Source organism: Methylotenera versatilis 7 (assembly GCF_000799165.1).
GTDB lineage: Bacteria > Pseudomonadota > Gammaproteobacteria > Burkholderiales > Methylophilaceae > Methylotenera_A > Methylotenera_A versatilis_A.
In genome coordinates this window covers 96,953-119,427 of sequence record NZ_JUGF01000001.1, presented here as the reverse complement: position 1 = coordinate 119,427, position 22,475 = coordinate 96,953, and the positions used below count along the sequence as shown (strand labels likewise).

16 protein-coding genes are annotated in these 22,475 nt (G+C 43.0%); 6 read left to right on the top strand and 10 right to left on the bottom strand.

Features of this window, described 5'->3' with window-relative positions; all coding sequences use genetic code 11:
- Positions 1 to 30 precede the first annotated feature (30 nt).
- From dnaE to K370_RS00425, 6 genes are all read right to left on the bottom strand, one after another.
- Positions 31 to 3,522, bottom strand: a complete 3,492-nt coding sequence (gene dnaE, locus K370_RS00450; RefSeq protein WP_047536822.1) for a DNA polymerase III subunit alpha — start codon at positions 3,520 to 3,522, stop codon at positions 31 to 33.
- Positions 3,523 to 3,652: 130 nt separating this feature from the next.
- Positions 3,653 to 8,986 (bottom strand): Hpt domain-containing protein, encoded by a 5,334-nt coding sequence (locus tag K370_RS00445; RefSeq protein WP_047536820.1) that lies wholly within the window; start codon positions 8,984 to 8,986, stop codon positions 3,653 to 3,655.
- 35 nt (positions 8,987 to 9,021) lie between these two features.
- Positions 9,022 to 10,773, bottom strand: coding sequence for a methyl-accepting chemotaxis protein (locus K370_RS00440; protein ID WP_047536818.1), 1,752 nt, complete (start codon positions 10,771 to 10,773; stop codon positions 9,022 to 9,024).
- A gap of 132 nt (positions 10,774 to 10,905) precedes the next feature.
- Positions 10,906 to 11,430 carry a chemotaxis protein CheW gene (locus K370_RS00435; protein ID WP_047536815.1) on the bottom strand — a complete coding sequence of 175 codons (525 nt, stop codon included), beginning with the start codon at positions 11,428 to 11,430 and terminating at the stop codon, positions 10,906 to 10,908.
- Positions 11,431 to 11,491: 61 nt separating this feature from the next.
- Positions 11,492 to 11,860, bottom strand: coding sequence for a response regulator (locus K370_RS00430; RefSeq protein WP_047536812.1), 369 nt, complete (start codon positions 11,858 to 11,860; stop codon positions 11,492 to 11,494).
- 64 nt (positions 11,861 to 11,924) lie between these two features.
- The gene (locus tag K370_RS00425; protein WP_200883407.1) at positions 11,925 to 12,371 is read right to left on the bottom strand and encodes a response regulator; all 447 of its coding nucleotides are present in this window, start codon (positions 12,369 to 12,371) and stop codon (positions 11,925 to 11,927) included.
- Between the two features lie 260 nt (positions 12,372 to 12,631).
- Between K370_RS00425 and K370_RS00420 the strand changes: the two genes are divergently transcribed.
- Positions 12,632 to 13,792, top strand: a complete 1,161-nt coding sequence (locus tag K370_RS00420) for an FIST signal transduction protein (RefSeq protein WP_047538628.1) — start codon at positions 12,632 to 12,634, stop codon at positions 13,790 to 13,792.
- Positions 13,793 to 13,947: 155 nt separating this feature from the next.
- Entirely contained in the window at positions 13,948 to 14,451 is a 504-nt protein-coding gene (gene tpx, locus K370_RS00415; RefSeq protein ID WP_047536809.1) for a thiol peroxidase, read from the top strand.
- A 72-nt stretch (positions 14,452 to 14,523) separates the two neighbouring features.
- On the opposite strand, the gene K370_RS00410 is transcribed toward tpx, so the two are convergent.
- The 4 genes from K370_RS00410 to K370_RS00395 are packed head-to-tail and all read right to left on the bottom strand — an operon-like array spanning position 14,524 to position 18,845.
- A complete protein-coding gene (locus tag K370_RS00410; RefSeq protein ID WP_235272639.1) occupies positions 14,524 to 14,895 on the bottom strand; it encodes a nucleotide pyrophosphohydrolase in 372 nt (123 codons plus the stop codon).
- A 51-nt stretch (positions 14,896 to 14,946) separates the two neighbouring features.
- Entirely contained in the window at positions 14,947 to 16,089 is a 1,143-nt protein-coding gene (locus tag K370_RS00405) for a THUMP domain-containing class I SAM-dependent RNA methyltransferase (RefSeq protein WP_047536800.1), read from the bottom strand.
- Positions 16,090 to 16,138: 49 nt separating this feature from the next.
- Positions 16,139 to 16,912: a polyamine aminopropyltransferase gene (locus tag K370_RS00400; protein ID WP_047536797.1), complete on the bottom strand. Its 774-nt coding sequence runs from the start codon at positions 16,910 to 16,912 to the stop codon at positions 16,139 to 16,141.
- A 28-nt stretch (positions 16,913 to 16,940) separates the two neighbouring features.
- Positions 16,941 to 18,845: a ribonuclease catalytic domain-containing protein gene (locus K370_RS00395; RefSeq protein ID WP_047536793.1), complete on the bottom strand. Its 1,905-nt coding sequence runs from the start codon at positions 18,843 to 18,845 to the stop codon at positions 16,941 to 16,943.
- A 222-nt stretch (positions 18,846 to 19,067) separates the two neighbouring features.
- Between K370_RS00395 and K370_RS00390 the strand changes: the two genes are divergently transcribed.
- From K370_RS00390 to K370_RS00375, 4 genes are all read left to right on the top strand, one after another.
- Positions 19,068 to 19,472 carry a Fur family transcriptional regulator gene (locus K370_RS00390; RefSeq protein ID WP_047536790.1) on the top strand — a complete coding sequence of 135 codons (405 nt, stop codon included), beginning with the start codon at positions 19,068 to 19,070 and terminating at the stop codon, positions 19,470 to 19,472.
- A 236-nt stretch (positions 19,473 to 19,708) separates the two neighbouring features.
- Positions 19,709 to 20,944, top strand: a complete 1,236-nt coding sequence (zigA, locus tag K370_RS00385) for a zinc metallochaperone GTPase ZigA (protein WP_047536787.1) — start codon at positions 19,709 to 19,711, stop codon at positions 20,942 to 20,944.
- Positions 20,945 to 21,003: 59 nt separating this feature from the next.
- On the top strand, positions 21,004 to 22,035 hold the full coding sequence (locus K370_RS00380) for a CobW family GTP-binding protein (RefSeq protein WP_047536784.1): 1,032 nt from the start codon (positions 21,004 to 21,006) through the stop codon (positions 22,033 to 22,035).
- Positions 22,036 to 22,061: 26 nt separating this feature from the next.
- Positions 22,062 to 22,436: an MliC family protein gene (locus K370_RS00375; protein ID WP_235272638.1), complete on the top strand. Its 375-nt coding sequence runs from the start codon at positions 22,062 to 22,064 to the stop codon at positions 22,434 to 22,436.
- Positions 22,437 to 22,475: the final 39 nt, after the last annotated feature.

The following is a 22,475-nucleotide window of genomic DNA, read 5'->3' as shown; positions in this document are numbered from 1 at the left end:
CAACTATTTAAAGTGAATGTTTTAACCGACCTAATTATATAGGATTTTAACATTTTCTTTCGATAACCATGCGGTCAGATTCTGCAATAACTCATCATGCAACTCTACGCGCCACGCATCGCCCAGCATCATACTCGCTTGGCCTTGCGCATTGTGATATTCAATTTTAATGGGGCACAGCTTTTTGTCGGTTTCTGCTGCTTTTCTGCGATAGGGGTTTAATATAGCAGTCAGTTTTGCGGCATCGGATTGTCCATTACATGAAATCTTCAGCATGCTGGCATATTGACTACGTGCAGATGCTAAGTCGTACAACTTACGTGCGTTTACACGGATTCCGCCAGAAAAATCATCATAGCTCACGCGTCCTTCAATAATCAGCAAGGCATCTTCTTTAATTAACTGCGCAGACTGATTGAGCATTTCGCTACCCACCACCACATCGACGCGCGATACCGCGTCATCAATGGTCACTATCGCCATTTTACCGCGCTGCGTCATGCGCACACGCACGCCTACTACAATACCGGCCATTAATTTTGGTTGTTCTTGAGGTGTTAAGTCTGCTAGCGAACCACGTACAAACTGACTCACATCATGCTTAGCGTTTAAAAATGGATGACCACTTAAATAAAAACCCAACGCGGCCTTTTCTTCAATTAACGCTTGTTGCGGCGTCCATTCTGCTACGTTTGGCAGATCGTGCTTGGTCTCAGATACATCGCCAAATAGATTATCTTGCCCTGCATTACTATTATTTTGCTCAGCCGCAGCAATTGCCATGCTGACTGCTGCCAATAACGCTGCGCGGTTTGGCTCCAGCTTATCAAACGCTCCAACGCGGATCAGCGATTCAATCACACGTCGATTCACCTTGCGTAAATCCAGCCGATTACAAAAATCAAACAAACTCTTAAATGGTCCACTTGACTCGCGAGACGCCACAATAAGCTCGATTGCCGCTAAACCCGTTCCCTTTATCGCACCCAAACCATATAGCATCTGACTATTATTCAACGGCAAGAATCGATAACCGCTTTGGTTAATATCTGGCGGTAACACCTCTACTTTATTTGGTGCGCAATCATCAAAAAAGCTGTGAATGTTGTCCGTATTGTTCATGTCTGCCGACATTGTTGCTGCTAAAAATGCAGCAGGATAATGCGCTTTTAAATACGCGGTGTGGTAAGCAACCAACGCATAAGCTGCGGCATGCGACTTATTGAAACCATAACCCGCAAATTTTTCCAGCAAATCAAATAATTCAGTCGCCTGTTTTTCGTTAAGGCCATTTTTAAGTGAGCCTTCCACAAAAATAGCGCGCTGCGCATCCATTTCTTCTTTCTTCTTTTTACCCATGGCGCGCCGCAGCAAATCCGCGCCACCCAAGCTATAGCCGGCTACCACTTGCGCAATTTGCATCACCTGCTCTTGGTAAACCGCGATGCCGTAAGTTTCTTTTAGAATCGACTCCGTGGCTGGGTGTGGGTATTCCACACGCTGCTTACCATGTTTACGGCGACAAAAATCGGGAATCAAATCCATTGGGCCGGGGCGATACAATGCTACCAAGGCAATAATATCTTCAAAGCAATCTGGCATCGCCTGCTTGAGCATGTCTTTCATGCCGCGCGACTCCAGCTGAAAAACCGCGGTAGTATTGGCCGTTTTGAGTAATTGATAACTGGCTTTATCGTTAAGCGGTAATGTTTCAAAACTAAGTGGCGGCTCACCTAAAGTGGCGCGCTGCTTATTGGCATTGGCTAAGGCCAATTCCAGAATAGTCAGCGTTCTTAAGCCCAAAAAGTCGAACTTGACCAGACCAACTGCTTCAACATCATCTTTGTCGTATTGGCTCACCAAACTGGCGCCATCCGGCTGACAGTAAATAGGTGAAAAATCGGATATTTTTCCCGGGCTAATCAACACGCCGCCTGCATGCATGCCCACGTTGCGCACCAAGCCTTCCAGTCTTAATGCCAGCTCCAGCAAATGTGCGACTTCTTCTTCTTTTTCGCGGCGCTCTTGTAATTGCGGTTCTTTTTCTAGTGCACTGCTTAGCGTAATTCCCAATTCAAGCGGAATTAATTTGGCAATTCCATCCACAAAATTAAACGGTAAATCCAGCACACGACCGACATCGCGAATCACCGCTTTTGCCGCCATAGTACCGAAGGTGGCAATTTGCGACACGGCATCCAAGCCATATTTTTGCTTCACGTAATCAATCACGCGATCGCGTCCGTCCATGCAGAAGTCGATATCAAAGTCAGGCATTGAAACGCGATCTGGATTTAAAAAGCGCTCAAACAGTAAGTTATATTGCAGCGGATCCAAATCGGTAATATTTAAACTATAGGCAACCAAAGAACCTGCGCCTGAGCCGCGCCCAGGACCTACTGGCACACCATTATTTTTAGCCCAGTTAATAAAATCAGCCACGATCAAGAAATAACCGGCAAAGCCCATCTGGTTAATAATCTTGCATTCAAACTCTAACCTGGCTTCATATTCTGGTCGTTTGGCTTCGCGCTTTGCATCGTCGGGATACAGACTTTTTAAGCGCCCTGATAATCCAATATGCGATTGCGCAACTAAATACGTATCCAAACTGGATTGGTCAGGTGTTGGAAAGTTTGGCAAATAATTTTTACCCAACTCGATCACCAAATTACAGCGTTTAGCAATTTCAACCGTATTCATTAACGCTTCAGGAATATCCGCAAACAGCGCACACATTTCCGCTTGTGATTTAAAGTACTGTTGCTGTGTAAAGTTTTTAGGCCGACGCTTATCTGCCAGCATATAGCCTTCTGCAATACAGGTGCGAGCTTCGTGCGCTTCGAAATCATCTGCCGTTGTAAACTGTATCGGATGCGTCGCCACTACTGGCAAATCAGCAGCGCTGGCTAAATCGAGTATTTGTTGAATTAGCGCTTCTTGCGCTGGGCTGTCTTTAGGGTCAGATACGCGTTGCAATTCCAAATAAAAGCGATTGGGAAACAGGGCAGACCAAGTGTTAACCAACTGCGTTGCTTGTACTGTGTTACCGGCAATTAATGCTGTGCCAATATCACTTAGCGCGCTGCCAGAAAACAGCAGTAACCCTTCAGTATTCTGTAGCCACTCCTGCTTAATCTCCGCACGACCACGATATTGATTTTCAAGATAAGCGCGACTTAACAATGCGCATAATTGACGATACCCTGCAGTGTTTTGTACGAGCAATAATAAACGATGCGCTTGGTCACGATTTTTAGCGTTTTCCAGCCAAATATCGCAACCTAAAATCGGTTTAACACCGCGACCACGTGCTGCTTTATAAAACTTGACTGCACCAAATAAATTACTTAAATCTGTTAACGCGACTGCTGGCATGGCATCTGCGCTGGCTGCCTGAATATAATCATCAATGCGCACCGTGCCATCGACAATTGAATACTCGCTATGGCAGCGCAAATGTACAAACTGCGGACTGGGCATTTGTGTATGATCAGATGGAATATTTACTTCATTTTGCATAGTGCTATTTTACCCGCTCATACACAAATTGACGCAAAATTAATAATGTTAAATTGAGCGACTTTAAAGCAAAAATCCGCTAGACCTTCAGATTAGGTCTAGCGGATTTTTGCTTTATTGCAGCGCTACATTAATGTTTAGTCGATTGCCCAGCAAGCAACTCATTGACTTTACTCATTAATTCCTCATCTTGCACTGGTTTACCAAAGAAAGCATCTACCCCAATTTCTTTCGCCAGATTTTGATGCTTATCGGCAGTACGTGAGCTAATCATAATCAACGGTGTATTAGCGGTGCGCACATCATCGCGGATATTCCGCGCCAAACCAAAACCATCCATCCGTGGCATTTCGATGTCTGTCAAAATGATATCCGGTGTCAATTGCTGCAATACCTGCATCGCATCCATACCATCTTTTGCCACTAGCACCTCATAACCTTCACGCTCTAGTAACCGACCTAACACCTTGCGCATGGTCAGCGAATCATCAACGACTAAAGCACGCGGTTTAGTCGTTGCTTTAACGGCTTTTTTATCTGCTTTAACCACTACACTGCCAACCGCCAAAATTTCACGATTAGCCAGTTGTACAGGGTTAATAATCAACATGATCTTACCGTCACCTGCAACCGTAGCGCCTACAATGCCTGGTACGCGTGCCAACTGCGCACCAATTGGCTTCATCACCGCCTCCTGGTTGCCAATTACTTCATCGATATGCAGCGCTATATTGTACGTACCGCTGCGCAGTAGTAACACAGAAGCATAAGCATGATCTTCTGGCTGATGATCCTCATGGTCTAATAATTTAGATAAATCGTGAATCGGGTATTGCTTCCCTGCCCAGTTAATTTCGCCTGCACTATAAGCATTGATTAAATCCTGGCGTTTAATTTTCTGTGCCTGCTCAATCATCCCCACTGGCAAGGCATAAATCGAAGCGCCGGAACGCACGGCTAAAACCTGCGCGACTGTCAATGTCACTGGCAAATGCACATTAAACACCGTGCCTTTACCGAACTCGCTATTTAAATCGACACGCCCGCCCAGACCACTAATATCGTTACGCACCACATCCAAACCGACACCACGACCAGCAATTTGCGACACTTTGTCCGCTGTTGAGAAACCTGTTTCAAAAATAATGGACATCAACGATTGCTCAGTGATATCTGAAGATTCATCAATCAAATTATTTTTAATGGCTTTTTCTTTAACGCGCTGCAAGTTGACACCAGCACCATCATCCGTAACGGTAATATGAATCTCGTCATTTTCTTGGCGTATCTTTAGCTCAATCGTACCTGTTTCTGCTTTACCTTGATTTTTACGCTCTGCCGGCAGCTCCAAACCATGCGCTACTGCGTTACGCAACAAATGCTCTAACGGTGCACCTAGTTTATCCAGTACGCTGCGGTCAATTTCTGTCGTTTCACCAACAATCACTAAATCGACAGACTTATTAAGTTCACGCGCCGTTTGTCGCACAATTCGCTGTAAACGCTCGGCAATCTGCTGAAATGGCAACATACGCACACCCAGTAAAGTTTGCTGCAAATCGCGGTTCATGCGGTTTTGTTGTTGTAGTGCAGCTTCTGATTGACCTAAGTTAGTCAACAAGCCGTGCTGAATCGTCGCCACGTCGTTAACGCTCTCAGCAATCATGCGCGTCAGTTCTTGCAGGCGTGTGAATCGGTCAAATTCCAAGGGGTCGAAATTTTCATTCGATTCCTGCAGGATATTCAAGCGCGATTGCAACTGTGTTTCTGCTTCAATTTCCAACTCGCGTAAATAGTTACGTAAACGTGTCACGCTCTCGGTTAGGTCATTTGATGATTGTTTAACGCCGCTGATTTCCCTATCCATACGTGAACGGATGATTGAGATTTCACCAGCATCGTTAATCAGTCGATCCAGCGTATCTGCACGCATACGCAAGAATTGTGCTTTACGATCCGTTACACGGCTCGCTAACGGAATATCCTGTTGCTTAATCGCGCTAATGGTTTCAGCCGATGTACCTTCTAGTGTTTCTTCAAAAAAACTACCTATTTTGTCTAAATCGACAAACATACTGTCAAAATCGATATCAACCGTTTTGCGTTTTAATGATCGGATAACTAAGTCTTCCATCTCATGTACGGCATCGCCAAGCCCAGATTGCCCCGCCATACGCGCGCTACCTTTTAAGGTATGCAATGCGCGCTGTAGTGCATCAGGATGTTCTGATTGCTTTGGATGTGCTCGCCAAGCGCGTAATTCCGTGCCAATTTCAGGCAGAATTTCACGCGCCTCTTCAATAAACATGGTTAGCAGTTCTTGATCAACCTGCGTTCTATCCAACTCTACGTTCTTACCAATATCACTGGCCGAGACATTTTGGTAGGCCTTGCTTTCCGTAACCAATTTAACTTCATAGTCATCATGACTAAATTCAACAGCTGCGGCAGCAGGCGCTTCTGCTAAATTAACAATCGCGGCTTGTTCTAAATCAACACTTGGTGTGCCAAGCTCACTTAACAATTCAACAGTTGGGGTTTCAGTCGGTAAAGTAGTTGGTAAGGTGAAGGTAATTTCTTCTACCGCTTCTGGCACCTCGCTAGGTACCATAGTTAAAGCTTTGTTTTGTCGAGCTTGATCAGCAGCCTGATTCAGCACTTCAATCAATGCTCTTGCAGAGCGCGGATTACGCAACTCTGAAATTTTCACCCACATAGTAGAAAGTGATTTAACGGTATTGCTGTACAACTCGGTATGCTGCGGCGTCCAGGTTTCCACATCATTTAACCAGACCTCAAGTGCGCGACCCAGTTCACCCATAGGCTTAAACTCTGCAACGAGTGCATTACTGGCTAGCGTGTGTATCGCTACTTTTGCCACTTGAGCAGGTGTTAAGCTAGCATCTGCAATTAACTTAGCAACATCCTGCTCAAGAATGGTGATGTTTTGCATGCTTTCTTTAACAAAAATATCGTAGAAAGCACGACTCATTTTGCGCGTACCACCAATCAATACCTGGGGCTCTGTTTTTTTAGCTTTTTTAGGGGTTAATGGCGGCTCAGAATCTTGCCTGAATTGAGTATTTTCATTACTTATTGATTCAGCTTTATCTACTTCTGTAACGACTGGAGCGGATGATTCCTGAGCGGCCGAATGTTCAACCGCCGTCGCTTGAGAAAGTGCAGCAACGCGTGCCGTCCATGCGGTTTGATTAATTTCAACCTGCCCATTTGTACGCAGTTCTGCTGCCCAATCTGCAAAAGCAGCGCTTAGTTGTTCAATGCCCGCAATTTGCGACTGATCAAGTATCGATTTTTTATCTAAAACACCATTTAAAAACTGCTCTACTTGGCCAGCAATGTCACCCATGGCATTTAAACCTACCGTACGGCCGCTACCTTTTAAGGTGTGATAACTACGTCTGACTTCAACCAGCGCTTCACTATCGGTTGCATTGACGCGTAACGCCTGGCAATTTTGAGCAATATGCGCCAGCACTTCTTCTGCTTCAGTCAAATAAATGTCCAGCAATTCCGCGTCGAATGCTTGGTCAATTACTTTGACATCACTTGGGTTAGTAACTAACTGGGAAGGCGTTGTTGTCGCTTGCTCTGCATGTTTTTCGTTCGAGTATTCGCTAGACTCAGCATTTGAATCAGTTGCATATTCTGTTGTATCAGAATTGATTGAAACATCATCTAAACCAACTGTAGCAAAATGAACACCCGCATCTGCAAGCACGCTAGTCAGGCGCGTCACAGCACCTTCTAAAGCCAGCTCTGATTCGGGACGTATTTTTGGCATTTCATCCGCATAAATGCCAACCATACTCAAACTTTCTGCTACCAGCTCAAAGTGCTGTTGGTTTGAAACATAATCTTCAGCTTGGAAATGCTGTACTAAACGATTACTTGCTTTCACGATAGCGGTTGGCGTTGCTAACCCGAGCATGTCAAAAACAGCTGCGATTTGTTTTAAAGGTTTAGCCGTTAATGCAAGTGGTGATTTTTCAGCTGGATGACGGAAGAAGCTATCTAAAGCTTGTTCCGTAATTTTAAGTGATTCTTTAATTTGGATAACAAGTGCTTTTATCGTATCGCGATCAAGCTCGCCCGTTCTGTCACCATCTAACTTATCATAACTTTCACCAGATGAAATCGCTTCTAATCGATGCATTTCAGAAAGCAATTTTTGTACACGGTCAGCGTCAAGATGTTGATAATGGTTAAGCGAAGTTTCCAATAAATTAAGCGCAGCAGCAATTTCAATTAATGCAGCATGGTTCACTTTGGTTGCGTCATCACGCAAAGTACTGCTGGCAAGCTGCAAAGATGTATACAAATCAACAATGACCACCTGGCTTAGTTGCTGCGTAAGTGTTTGGCTAACAACCAATGTGTCAGAAAATTTAGTAATCAGTACGTTATCTACATGTACTTGTGCAAAGCTAGCGCTAGCATCTACTTTACTAAAGTCGATGGTATTGGATACGTCATCCCACAGTTCACGCAATACTTCTAACTGCGTGATTAACTCTTGTACAACAGTCAATTCATTTACATCAATTGAGCTTGTATCAAAACTAACAGCGTTTTTCTTATCGACAAGCAGATTCAGTTCAAAAACTTCTTTTACTTTTTGAACGTTATCCCTATCTACATTACTGATTGCCACGTAATACAAAATATCGCGCAATAAACTGCTGTGCGGCTTATTAACACCATCAGTCAGTTGGCGCAATTCCTGATCCAGTTTGCGGCATAAGCGTTTTGCGCCTAGATTTTCAGCAATTTCCTTCTGCTCTAAAGATTCGGTAAATGCACTAGCCGCCCACCATAAGGTTTTGTCGCTATTTTTCTTCTGTGCATGGCTAACATTGCTCACCGCTTCAGTCATGCTATGCAGCGCATTGCTTTGCTTGGTTTGCAACCAGCTTAATAGAGACTTTTGATAACTCGTACGTTGCTCTACGATAAATGCAGAATATTCAGCAGCTTCTAACTGTTTAACGGGTAAGTCTTTGGGTGCGCTATTACTGGTATCGGGGAAAAATAATTCGCTTTCATCCATCGTCTCACCCAGTGCTAAAACGATTGGATGGATGATTGGATATAAACGTAATGGAATATCAGGCGCGCCGTTTAACAAGTCTTGTAAATAAGATTGCAATGATTCAACGGCTTTAATAAAACGATCAATTAGCTCAGGCGTCGCATCCAGTGTTTTCTTCTCTAAGCGACTCGCCAGCTTTTCTAATTCAGCACAAAATCGCTTACATCCTTCCAGACCCACCATATCCAGCGCGCCTGATGCTTGATATAAATGCGTTTGCGAAAAACGCATGGGAGCTGTGTCATGTAAGTTGCCTTGTACTGTTTTTAGATTATCTAAAACAGTAGCAAGCGATTGATCTATCTGGTCTTTAACCCACGTTAAGGGGCCTATATCAAAATTTTCAGACACTTAAATTCGACTCCAAAGATATCAACCTATTCAATTTAAGCCAATTTAAAACCAGCTACTGATTCACGTAACTCTTCAGCTAGCGTTGTTAACTGCCCGACCGATTCTGCTGTTTGTTTAGTACCTTCGGTAGTTTGTGAAGTAATTTCCTGAATCTGCTGCATGTTTTTAGTCACGGTAGAAGCCACTTCTGTTTGTGCTTCTGTTGCGCTAGAAATCGACTGAATCAATCGTGCCAAGCTGTTAGTAACGGTTTCAATCTCTGTCAGCGCTTTACCCGCCGCATCAGAAAGTCGCGCACCTTCTACCACACCCTCAGTACTTTTCTCCATCGCCGCAACCGCAGAGTTGGTATCGGTTTGAATCGTTTTTACAATCGCGCCAATCTGCTTCGTCGCTTCAGATGAACGTTCCGCCAAGCGCTGAACCTCTTCCGCAACCACCGTAAAGCCACGACCGGCTTCACCCGCAGAAGCAGCTTGAATCGCCGCATTCAACGCCAGAATATTCGTTTGCTCCGTAATATCAGAAATCAACTCCACAATCTCACCAATCTCTTGCGAGCTTTCACCCAGACGTTTAATCCGTTTTGATGTTTCCTGAATCTGTTCACGAATACCGTTCATACCCGTAATTGTGTTTTGTACCGCTTGCGACCCTTGTGTCGCAGCTTGCAATGAACGTTGCGCAACCTGTGACGCCTGACTCGCATTGCTTGATACTTGCAGAATGGAACGTGTCATGTTTGAAACAGCATCTGTCGTTTCTGTAATTTGTTTGGATTGTTTTTCTGCCGCTGATAACAAACCAATCGAGGTCGCTTGCGCTTGCCCAGTTGCCGTATTCACCTGCTCTGATGCACGGTTAATCTCTGTTACCAGATCACGCAAGCTATCAATCGTATAGTTAATAGAGTCAGCAATCGCGCCCGTAATGTTTTCTTTTACCTCTGCACGTACCGTTAAGTCACCGTCCGCCAAATCACCCATCTCATCCAGTAAGTTAAGAACAGCCATTTGGTTTTGCTGACCATCATTTTCCAGCATCTGCACTGCGCTTTCAATTTGTTTCACCTGGCGTGAACCAAAGTAAGCAATTAAGAACAGAATCAATAAACCCAATAAACCCAACGCCAACAAAATACCTTTTACCAATGTATTGCTAGAAGATGTAATCCGTGCCGACTCTCTCTCAAGCTCTTGATTTAGCGCCTTAACAGTTTGTTTATTGATTTCATAGGCACCGGCTAAATCGCCCAGTGGTTTAGCCGCAGCAATCGCACCTAACTTAATAGCCACTTCAAAATCTTTATTGTAAATACGATAAAAGTTTTCGTTAGATTTTGCCACCGCCTCAAATGGGCCTTTTAATCGTTTAACACCCTCTTCATCAAATCTAGCAATTGCCGTTTGCCAAAAAGCCAAACGATTTCTATAGTCAGCCTCAAGCGCTTTTACTTCCTCCAGTTTGCGGTCTCTTTTCTGATAGTCAGAACTTGATGTCGCCACATAGGCCTCGTTTGTCGCCGCGAACGCATCCACCGCATAAAGTGGAGGCGGCAGAATATCTGCACGCAAATCGTTACTGAGCTTAATTTGATCGTACACAGGGCCGCCAACGCGCACCTGATTAATCACATAGAACGCCAAAATAATAAAGATAATCAAACCGATTACCGGTCCGATTACTTGCCCATAGCCACGACTGCTGCCTTCGGAAGACCCCTTATTGAACAACTGTGAGATTTTTGCTGGTAACTCTTTGATTACTTGAATATTCAATGCCATGTTGATTCCCTTTAAGCCTCACTTAACTGTTTCAAATAACTGCCATCTGAACTATTAAATTCAACTAAATTTAATGACTAAAATTAACTTCTAAAACACTTCTATCTATGAAAACTAAACCACAAATACATTTTAAGTTGCATAAGGAGTTGTAAAATCTTTTGAACGTACCAACTTGTCACAATCGAGTAAATGCCACACACGATTTTCGTCATCTGTATAAGTTTGATTTTTTAAACAAATATTATCATCAAGCAGTACATCAGCTAACTTCATTTCATCCAGCTTACGCAGGCCGACTAATTTATCAACCAGGAAAGCCACATTGCTCGTCACTGAATCACTGATGAGCAATAAGCGTGCATTCGATGAAATATTAGTGAAAGTGTTTTCAAGCAATTGCGCTAAATCATTAATGGCATACAACACACCGCGCACGTTTGCCACACCTAAAAACCATGGCTTAACCAGTGGTACACGCTGAATATCCATAATTGGCAGTGTTTCACTAATTTCCTGCAAGTTAACCAGCACATTTTTTCCGCCAATAATCACACCTAAATAACCTGCAGGCGATTCAGCACCGGCCTTTTTAGCATTTTCCAATCTAGCTAAAATATTAGTTTGATACTCACGTAATTGTGATTGTTTTGACATAAATGCAGCGGTTCCAATTATTTTAAAAACATGTCCATGCTAAAAATCAGCATAGTCAATGTCATGCATCGATTTTATCAATCAATGCTTTTAAATCATTTTTTTGTATGGGTTTCAACAAACACCCTTTTGCGCCCATTTTTTCCGCCCACGCATGATCGGTAACCTGCAATTTTCCTGAGCACAAAATAACCGGAATTGTTGCTGTAGCAGCGTCTTTTGTTAACGATCTCGCCGCCTGAAAGCCGGTTAAACCAGTCATAATGATGTCCATAATCACCAAATCCGGCGCAATACCAGCTGCGCGTTCCACGCAAGCCTCGCCACTTTCTAAAGCAATCACCTGGTAACCTTCTGACTCTAACAACTCTGTTAGATAAAAACGGTCCGTTGCTGAATCGTCCACTATTAAAATTTTACTGATTGCCATCGTTACTCCCCCAATTACTCGTTACTAGTTTACTAACTAACGCTTTTATTAACCAAGCAATTTATTAATCAACAATATTTTCTGCATTATTTTTGCTGCTCAGATAGGCATCACTGGTGTACGTATTAATTGCATCAATTAACGTATCTTGTGTGAAAGGCTTAGTTAAATACTGATCTGACCCCGCCATGCGTCCACGCGCGCGATCAAATAGACCATCTTTGCTGGACAACATAATGACAGGAGTTGATTTGAAACGGCTGTTGCGCTTGATTAGTGCACAGGTTTGATAACCATCTAAGCGCGGCATCATAATGTCGACAAAAATAATCTGAGGATGTTGATCGGCGATCTTTGCTAGCGCATCAAACCCATCCTCCGCCAAAATGACTTCGCAACCCGCTGATTTCAGAAATATTTCAGCACTACGTCTAATGGTATTGCTATCGTCAATCACCATTACTTTAGTGCCAGCCAGATTTGTTTGCGCCACTTTATATTCTCCCAGCATATAAACATACGTTTATATAACCAAATTATAAATCACTCTATCTAAAAAAATGTTTTTACTTTATTCTATTAACAACTCATTAACAACTTTGAGTTGAGTGATATTCGTCAGCACACACAAAATATTACATTTTTTAAAACAATTTGCAACACTTACGTAATATTTGTAATAAAATACTTTAACAACATTCAATAATTAATGTATAAATTACGATTATTTAAAACACGTAGAAATAATTGCATGCTTGGGAGCAAAGAATAATGCTTATAAGACAAGAATCTGTAGATTCCAAAACGGCGCTTAAAGATTTACCTGGCATATCACCGCTAGCAAGTGCTAATTTAGTACTGGTATTTGGCTCTATCAAAAGATTTAACGAAGGCAAATTGCAAGGCTTTCTAAAATCTCGCTACCCAACAGCCCAAGTAGTTGGCTGTACCACTTCCGGTGAAATAAGCCCCAACGGCGTCTTTGACGACAGCATTCAAATCACGGCGATTCAATGGGAAAAAACCGTTCAACGGGTGGCACAAACCAAAATGTCCGGTATGCAAAGCTCTTTTGAGGCTGCAGCTGGTTTAGCAAAGCAGTTGAAGGCCGATACTTTACGTACAGTATTAGTAATATCAGATGGTTTAAACGTCAATGGCTCCGAATTATTAAAAGGTTTTCAAAGTGTTTTAGGCGACATTCCAATTGTTGGCGGTTTAGCAGGCGATGGCGGTGCCTTTGTTAAAACCTTACAACTATATAACGATACCGTTTCGGATAATCTAGTTATTGCAGTCGGCTTATACGGCAACGCATTAATCACGGCAAGCGGCGCTCTTGGCGGCTGGAAACCTTATGGCCCACCGCGCACAGTGACCAAATCAGAGAAAAACGTTGTGTTTGAAATGGATGGTAAGCCAGCGCTACCGCTTTACAGAATGTATATTGGTGAAGCGTTTTCAAAAGGTTTGCCAGGTACCGGCTTAAAATTCCCACTTGCGGTCATTGAAGAAGGCAAACGCGATGTGGAGAAAATCCGTACCTTGTTGGCTATTGATACCAAAAACAATAGCTTAACTTTTGCTGGCAACGTTGAAGAAGGCGAAACGGTACGCTTATGTCAGACCAACCATGATCGACTCGTTGATGGTGCTGGCGCTGCTGCGAATCTGGTAATGGATGGCTTGAGTGCCAATAAAACCAATCAAACCGGTTTAGCTCTCTGTGTTAGCTGTGTTGGTCGCAAAGGCGTGATGGCTGAACTGGTAGGCGATGAAATAAAATTAGTGCAACAAATTTTAGGCCCTCAAACTAGCTTAACCGGCTTCTATTCTTATGGGGAATTAGCACCACGCCCTAATACGACGGATAGCGTATTGCACAATCAAACCATGACAATTGGTTATTTAAGTGAGAATTTACTGGCTTAATTGATTAATCAATTATCGTGTAATTTAATTTCAAACTTTATTGCGTCAAATCGATAAGCACCTGTTTTAAACAGGTGCTTTTTGTTTTATTATAGTTAGCATAAATAAACGCGCTAATATTCAGGCGCTTTATATCATTCAAAAAGGAAAAAATCATGTCTAGCTCAGTAACTCTCAAAGGCAATCCAGTTGATGTTGCAGGCAATTTGCCAAAAATTGGCAGTACTGCGCCCAACTTCACTTTAGTTGACAAAGCGCTAGCAGACGTTACATTAGAAACGTACGCTGGCAAACGTAAAGTTCTTAATATTTTCCCAAGCGTAGATACACCAACGTGTGCCTCATCTGTACGCGCTTTCAATAAGCATGCTGCCAACTTAACAAATACAGTGGTGTTGAATATTTCTGCCGACCTACCGTTTGCTCAAACGCGTTTTTGTGCAGCAGAAGGTATTGAAAATGTAGTTAACTTATCTACAATGCGCGGCCGTGATTTCTTAATGAATTACGGCGTATTATTGTTTACCAGCAAATTAGCCGGTTTAGCAGCGCGTGCAGTGATTGTAATTGATGAAAACAATGTGATTAAATACATTGAGTTAGTACCAGAAATCGCAAACGAACCTAATTATGATGCCGCTTTAGCCGCATTAAAATAAATCGTTTCAGATTTTAAAAAAGCCAGCATATGCTGGCTTTTTTATTGTCGTTTCAGATTTTATTTAAATAGCTTAAAGATATTCTGTGTATTTCGCATTGCTACCTTTGGCCTTCTCCACCGGATATTTCAAGGCATTCAAATCAATCTTTTTGTTGGCAGCTTCAATCAAATCGATATTCAACACCTCTGCAATTCTTAATAGATAAACAAAAGTATCCGCCAATTCATGGCTCACCTCTTCCCGTTTTTCAGGTGTTAATTGCTGACTTTCAGTTGGCGTATCCCATTGAAAATGTTCAACCAGTTCGGCAGCTTCTACAATCATTGCCATGGCTAAATTTTTAGGCGTATGAAACTGCGCCCAATCGCGTTCATTCACAAACTGGTTAATGCGAAGTCGTAAATGTTGTAATGAATCCAGGGGATGTATCGTATCCATCATTCAATTAACCTTAAATTAGCGGTGATTTTTAATTAACTATTTAGCGTTAAACTACTTTCTGTTACTGCCTGCAACCATTTTAATTTCAAATAATCGACATTCCAGTGGCCCGTTAAATAATGGCGTACGTTTGCTTGGCGTTAAACGCATTAATTTTGGTAGTCGTAAATCATTGGTTAAAAAATACGTATTCCAACCTGCAAATTTGCGCTTTAATGCTTCACCCATTTTCGGGTAAAGCAAAGCCAGCTCTTCATCTTCACCAATGCGCACGCCATACGGTGGATTGGCAACCAGCACGCCATTGTCGGCAGGCGGCACTACTTCGGTAATATTGGTTTGTGTTAACTGCACGGCCTCTGCCAAGCCTGCTTCTGTAAGGTTTTGCTTGGCAACACGCACAGCGCGCAAATCGCTATCTGAGCCATACAGTTTTTGAAAAGTGACTGGCTTCACATTTTTAAGTGCTGTATTTTTAATTTTTTTCCAAGTGTCACTTTCAAAGTTTTTCAGCTTTTCAAAGCCAAAATCACGCTTTAATCCCGGTGCGATATTCAGCGCCATCATCGCTGCTTCCAGCAAAAACGTGCCGCTGCCACACATGGGATCCAACAAAGGTTGCCCGGCTTGCCAGCCACTTAATTGCAAAATACCTGCTGCTAAATTTTCACGCAATGGCGCTTCAATGCTGGCTTTGCGATTGCCGCGCTGATACAAAGCATCACCAGAAGTGTCTACATAATAAACATAACTATCCGCAGTTAAATAGGCATGAACACGCACAGCAGGCGTTTTGGTATCAATATAAGGCCGTGAATTCACCACCTGCCTAAATTTATCGCAAATCGCATCTTTAATGCGCAAGGTCGCAAACTCCAGGCTTTTAAGCGGACATTTCACGCCAGTGACTTTCACCATAAAATCATGCTTCACATCAAACCAATTAGGCCAATTCAGCTTATAGGCTGCTTGGTATAAATCATCTTCAGTGGCATATTTTCCCTGCCCAGCTTGCATCAGGATGCGTGTGGCAATGCGCGAATGTAAATTCGCGTGGTAGCAAACACTTAATTCCCCTGCAAAACCAACGCCGCCATCGGTCGGCTTGATGTCTTTTGCGTTGCTGTTTTTCAGCTCGTTTACCAGCAAAGCCTCTAGACCGCGTGGGCAAGTGGCAAAATATTGATTCATCATAGGTTAATTGTCATTTCTTGTTCAATTTAGCGAGTTTAAATTATTTGGTTTAATTGGCGAGATAATTGTGGTTATGTTCGCACAGCTTTTCAACAAAACTTAAAAACTCTATGTTGTGTGTGTTTTGAAGCGCTTTAGCACGCTCTCTTAGTTTCTTCTCATTCAATTGCGTAGCGCGCTTAAAGCCAAATACGACAATATTGCCAGGCTTGCCTGTTGGCAGCATCAAAGTGTGATGATTAAAACTTTGCTCAATACGCTGCAAGTAAATATCAAAGTTCTTGTCGCTACCCCACAAGTTAATCACAAATATGCCTTGGTTCGACAAAGTGGCTGCGCAATCATCAAAAAAATCCTGACTACAAAAATCCGGCGGAATACCAAAGCGGTCAAAAGCGTCAATCATCAAACAATCTACGCTGTTTTGATTAGCCTTTAAGTGGGCAATACCATCGCCTTCAATCACGTTAAATCTGGCATCGTCATCCGGCACGCAAAAATGGGTGCGCGCAATGCTGATAATTTGCGGATTAATCTCTACAATGGTTTGGTTGATATTGGGGCAATGTGTATAAACATATTTAGGCACCGAACCACCGCCCAAGCCAATTGTCAGCACGCTTTTAACCGTATTGGAAAACAGCAAGAATCCCATCATGCCGCGCGTATAAGTCAGCTCTAGCGCAAATGGGTCTTTCACTTTCATGCTGCTTTGGATTGTCACTGAGCCTAAATGCAACGAACGTATGCCATTACTTTCAGATACCTCGACAACACTATCTTCGGCGACACTTTTATGGATTTTGCGATTAAATCTCAGCATAAATTACTTATATTCAATTTCAATGTGTTTATATTTCAGTATTTTCTTCAACTACAGCAACTGGCTCTGACTCAGCAATTTCCACCGGGATTATCGCTTTAAATTTACAGTTCAATTCCATTAGCAAAGTATCGATATGTTTAATATCCAGGCTGACTTTTGTGCCCACTTCAAGCTCAGGCAAACTGGGCACTTTGGTGATGTAAAACATGCCGTCTATGCGGACTAAATTTTCGCGCCAAACGGTGGCAGTCACTTCGCTCAATTGCTCTTGAATCAAATACTGCAAACACCAGTAACGTTCCATACGGGTTTGGAAGTCACTGTAGGCGCTGTAAGTTTGGTCAAAATTACGCATAATGACGTTCAATTTTCCATCTGCCACGTTGTAAGGCGCAGGTTCGTTATTCAGCATAGCAATTAATTGTCGCTGATTAACCAGATCTACCGCACGACGTAATGGCGATGTATTCCATGCATATTGCGACACACCTAAACCCTGATGCGGTTCCGCGCTGGTGGTCATAAATACTTTACCACCCGTTTGCGCGCGATAAATGCCGGCAAAGCCCGCCTCTTTCAACAACCCACCCCAATGGCTGTTGGCGTAAATCATTAATTCCGCCACCAATTTATCTATCGGTGCGCCACGTTCGCGCGGCACAATCTGTACTTTTCCATCACGCACATAAAAACTGTAATCAATCTGTGGTGCGCGATTCGGGTCGGCCTTGCCGCGCGCAATTTCTAACTTTTCAGCCAAGCTAAACAGCAACTTAAGCTTTGCCCAATAGATATGACCATTGTCCGCATCTAATGACTGTGCGTTAAAGAACGGCTCAATCGTGTCATGGCGCAAATTATCCGCAACTTTTATTTTTTCCAGTCGCGTTTCATGCGCGACTATCTCAAAGTCAGACGTCACTTCCAAATACAAACTAAGCGCGGGTTTTATCTCACCTGCGTCTAAACTGAATGGCTTAACGACATTTTCGGGCAACATGGTGATTTTATTACCGGGAATATATACCGTTGATAATCGCGATAACACAATCGAATCTAAGCTGGAATCAACAGGCAAACCCAAACTTGGCGCGGCAATATGAATGCCTAGGCGCGTATTACCGTTACTTAATGCTTCCAAGCTAAACGCATCATCCACTTCGGTGGTCGTCGAGTCATCAATACTGAAGCATTCAACTGTTGCCAATGGCAAATCGTCAGGGATGTCAGGCATTTCATATGCAGGGAAATCCACCCCTGATTTTCCATCTTTGCTAGGAAACATCTCGCGCAAAAATGCACCCAGATGATAGTCGTGCGCGCTTTGAATCAAGCCGCAATCGGCCATCACGCTTAATGCTAGTCTGCCAGAGACTTGCGCAGCTTCGTCAATCGCCTTCCATTCCAGACTATTTTTATCTGGGTTATAAATCAAGGCATCCGCTTTTGCTGCAAAGCCTTCTGGCAATTGCTTATTATTAAGCTGCGCCACCCAAACTGCCACTTGTTCAGCCTGCAGTTTTTTGCGCTCTACTGCTGCCAACGCTAATTTCAGCGTGTCAGCCGGCGCTGCTTTGTAGCGGCCTTTACCTTTGCGGTAAAAATACATGGGCGCACTGTGCAGCTTAATCGCCGTCGCGGCGGCTTCGATTGGGCTAGGCTTTTTGCCATAATAATCGCTGGCTAAATCTTCAAAAGCAAACTCCGGCTCGCCGCAGCACTCCCACAAAAAATCAATGTCCAGGCTTTCCGCTTCATTTAGCGCGGCTTCCATAAGACCTGTTAACGGTGCTTCAAACTGCATTAATACATTATTTGTCTTAATTTTTGAACGCTTGCCGGAAAGCGATTCCACCTGTAACGCGGCAGGCGACTCAGACATGATAGAGGCCACCTTAAAGCTGCCATCTTCTTCGTAAAACACATTCATTGGGGTTGTTTTTTCTTCAATTAAATTTATCTAGCGCAGAATTAAATAACGTATTTTTAAGCGTCATTATTTTTAAAGCATAATTTTAATGTGTTCTAAGCAATTAAGCTTGTTTAATTCCAATATCACGCCTTGCTTTCACTGTACATATGCCCGATTCATCTTCAATTCTGTAAAAATTTACTGTTGATGCTGCCATTAAAAATACGGTATATTCGAACCATGAGCAAAGCCTTTGAATTGATACAAGCACAATCCCAAACGCCGACCAGCGCACGGGTATTGGTATTAGACACTTTATTAAATGCGCCTTTACCGCTGTCGCATCCTGAAATCCAAAAGAGAATCGTAGAACCTATCGACCGTGTGACGATTTACAGAGTATTGGATTGGTTAAGTGCCCAAGGCTTTGTGCACAGCGTAATTAGCCCAGATAAAACCAGACGATTCAAGACCAATACACAGCCAAGCCAACATCAGCACGCGCATTTTGAATGTACAAAATGCGGGCAAGTGTACTGTCTGGACAAAGTGGATGACGCCATCGCTCAAAGCCTGCCTGAGAGATTTACCGCCAACAACGTGCACTTAAGCATTAGCGGTATTTGCGCCAACTGCCAGCCTTAACTTTCATACTAAATCCTCTACCCAGTCCTTAAACGCTAATTTCCCAGCCCCTTTCAACAAAACAATAATTGCGCCATAAAAATGCAACTTAGTTGCATAAACTCTACATTGTGGTTAATATGCCAACAAACGCAACAATGTTGCATAAAATTCAATCGCAATTTTAAATCTATTTGTCATGACTAAAGCCATCAATGCATCAAAAAAACATGAACAAGTAACTTGAAGGAATTAGCATGAAAAAACTCCCCGTCACCGTTCTATCTGGTTTTTTGGGCGCAGGTAAAACCACGCTACTTAATCACATTTTAAATAATCGTGAAGGCAAACGCGTTGCCGTTATCGTGAATGATATGAGTGAAATCAATATCGACGCACAATTAGTGCGCAATGGCGGCGCGGCGCTATCGCGCAGTGAAGAAAAATTAGTTGAAATGAGCAATGGCTGTATTTGCTGCACCTTACGGGAAGACTTACTCATCGAAATCACGCGTTTAGCCAAAGAAAATCGCTTTGATTATTTGCTCATCGAATCGACAGGCATTTCAGAACCATTACCTGTAGCAGAAACGTTTACTTTCCGTGGCGAAGATGGCTTGAGTTTATCTGACGTGGCGGAATTGGACACAATGGTAACGGTAGTAGATGGTTTTAACTTTCTTAAAGATTACAGTTCGCGCGACTTCATCTCGCAACGGGGAGAAAGCATGGGCGATGAAGACCAACGAACAGTTGTCGATTTGCTGGTTGAGCAAATTGAGTTTTGCGATGTGCTGGTGTTAAACAAAACCGATTTATTAAATCAGGACGAAATAGGTCAACTGGAAGGTATTTTAAAAACTTTCAATCCCCGGGCAAAAATCGTGCACAGCCAATTTAGCAAAGTGCCACTGGATGCGGTGATGAATACAGGTTTATTTAACTTTGAAGCCGCCGAAGATGCCGCTGGTTGGCTAAAAGAACTGCGTGGCGAACATGTGCCAGAAAGTGAAGAGTATGGCATCAGTAGCTTTGTCTACAAGGCCAGATGTCCTTTTCATCCACAACGATTCTATGATTATATCGGCCAGGAATGGCCAGGTGTGATTCGCTCAAAAGGTAACTTCTGGATCGCCTCCAGACCAGAGTTTTGCATTAGCTGGTCGCAGGCTGGCGCTATTTCGCGTAACGAGTTAGCTGGGTTTTGGTGGGCTGCTACGCCTAAAGAATATTGGCCGCAAGATATTGATCAGTTAGAAGAGATTAAAAATCGCTGGCAAGAACCATTTGGCGATAGGCAGCAAGAGTTAGTATTAATCGGAATCAATATGGATAAAACAGCTTTAATCACAGAGTTTGACCGCTGCTTACTGACACCAACTGAAATGTTACTGGGCGACATGGGTGAATATATGCAAGGCTGGAAAGCGCTCAGCGACCCTTTTCCTATCTGGCATCAACATGAGTCAGAGTCATATTTAGAAACTGCTTAACTTACATCTAGGTTAAAATTAACCTTTCATCACTTAATAATTATCAGCAAAAAAATAAAATGGATAAACGCATTCCTGTCACCCTGCTTACCGGCTTTCTAGGCAGTGGAAAAACCACGCTATTGAATAAATTACTGCACGACCCGGCCATGAAAGACACCGCCGTGATTATTAACGAGCTAGGCGATGCAGGTTTGGATCAAATATTCGCCAATAGCAATTTGGCTGAGAATATTGAAAACGAACATATTGACGACAATACGGTTTTATTAAGTAGCGGCTGTTTATGCTGCACACTTAAAAATGAACTGGCGGATACCATGCGCGACTTATTTTTTAAGCGTGCGTTGCAAGCAATCCCGGAGTTTAAACGTTTAATCATTGAAACTACTGGTATGGCAGACCCAGGTCCTATTTTGGGCAACCTGATGAATGAGCCAGTGATTGAATCAACTTACAGGCTTGATGCCGTTGTCGTGACCATTGATGCGGTATATGGCTTACAGCAAATCACTGACAATATCGAAGCATTGAAACAGGTGGCGGTAGCAGATGTGCTATTAATCACCAAAACCGATTTAGCCACAGTAGAGCAAATAAACGAGCTAAAAGAAAAACTCATTACCATTAATCTAGGCGCCACTCAGCATCGCGTGTTAAATGGTGAATTAGATCCACAATTTGTGATTGATGTCGGTTTATTTGATATTGCGACCAAACAAGCAGAACCACAACGCTGGCTGCGCGCGCCCTTAAAAACTGCCACACCAAAAGGCACATTGCCGCAAAAAGCGCATGATGATGAAATCGTGAGTTTTACCGTGTTTATGCCAAAACCGCTGAATTGGCGCGATTTGAAACCGGTGATTCTGAATCTGTGCCAAATACATGGCAAAAATTTACTACGATTAAAAGGCATTATCCATGCCGAAGATCAACCTGCACCGCTGGCGATTCATGCAGTGCACTTTACGCCCTATCCACCCACATTATTGGAAGGCTGGGATGAAGATGAGCCTATTTCACGCATTGTGATTATTGGTAAAGGCATTGATGAATTAACCATCAGAAAAACATTGATGCAGGTATAAACCAGCTAAAAATGAAAAGAACTCACATGATGCAAGATAAGAAAAAGCATATCCTCGTTGTATTATTTGCAATAATTACAGTTGGCGCCTGTGCGACGAAACCTGCACCTGTAAAGACTGTTGATTATCAATGTGATCGCGGAACCAGTCTAAGTGTCACGTTCACGGATAGAGACTTTACAAAGGAACGCGCTGACAGAAATACCGCGCACCAGGATAAAGTAAAAGATTTCGTAGCAAACGTCACGCTAGCCGACGGAACATTAATTACATTACCAGCGCAGATAGTAGCTTCTGGCTTTATGTACAGCAATGGTAAATACAGCTTGAGAGGAAAAGGTAACGAAGCAATGTGGTCTGTCGGCAGGATGCTTGCAGAACAGTGCCTAGCCAAGCCTTAGCTAAGTCTTAAGTAAAATTAAAAAGTGTAGTTAACTGGA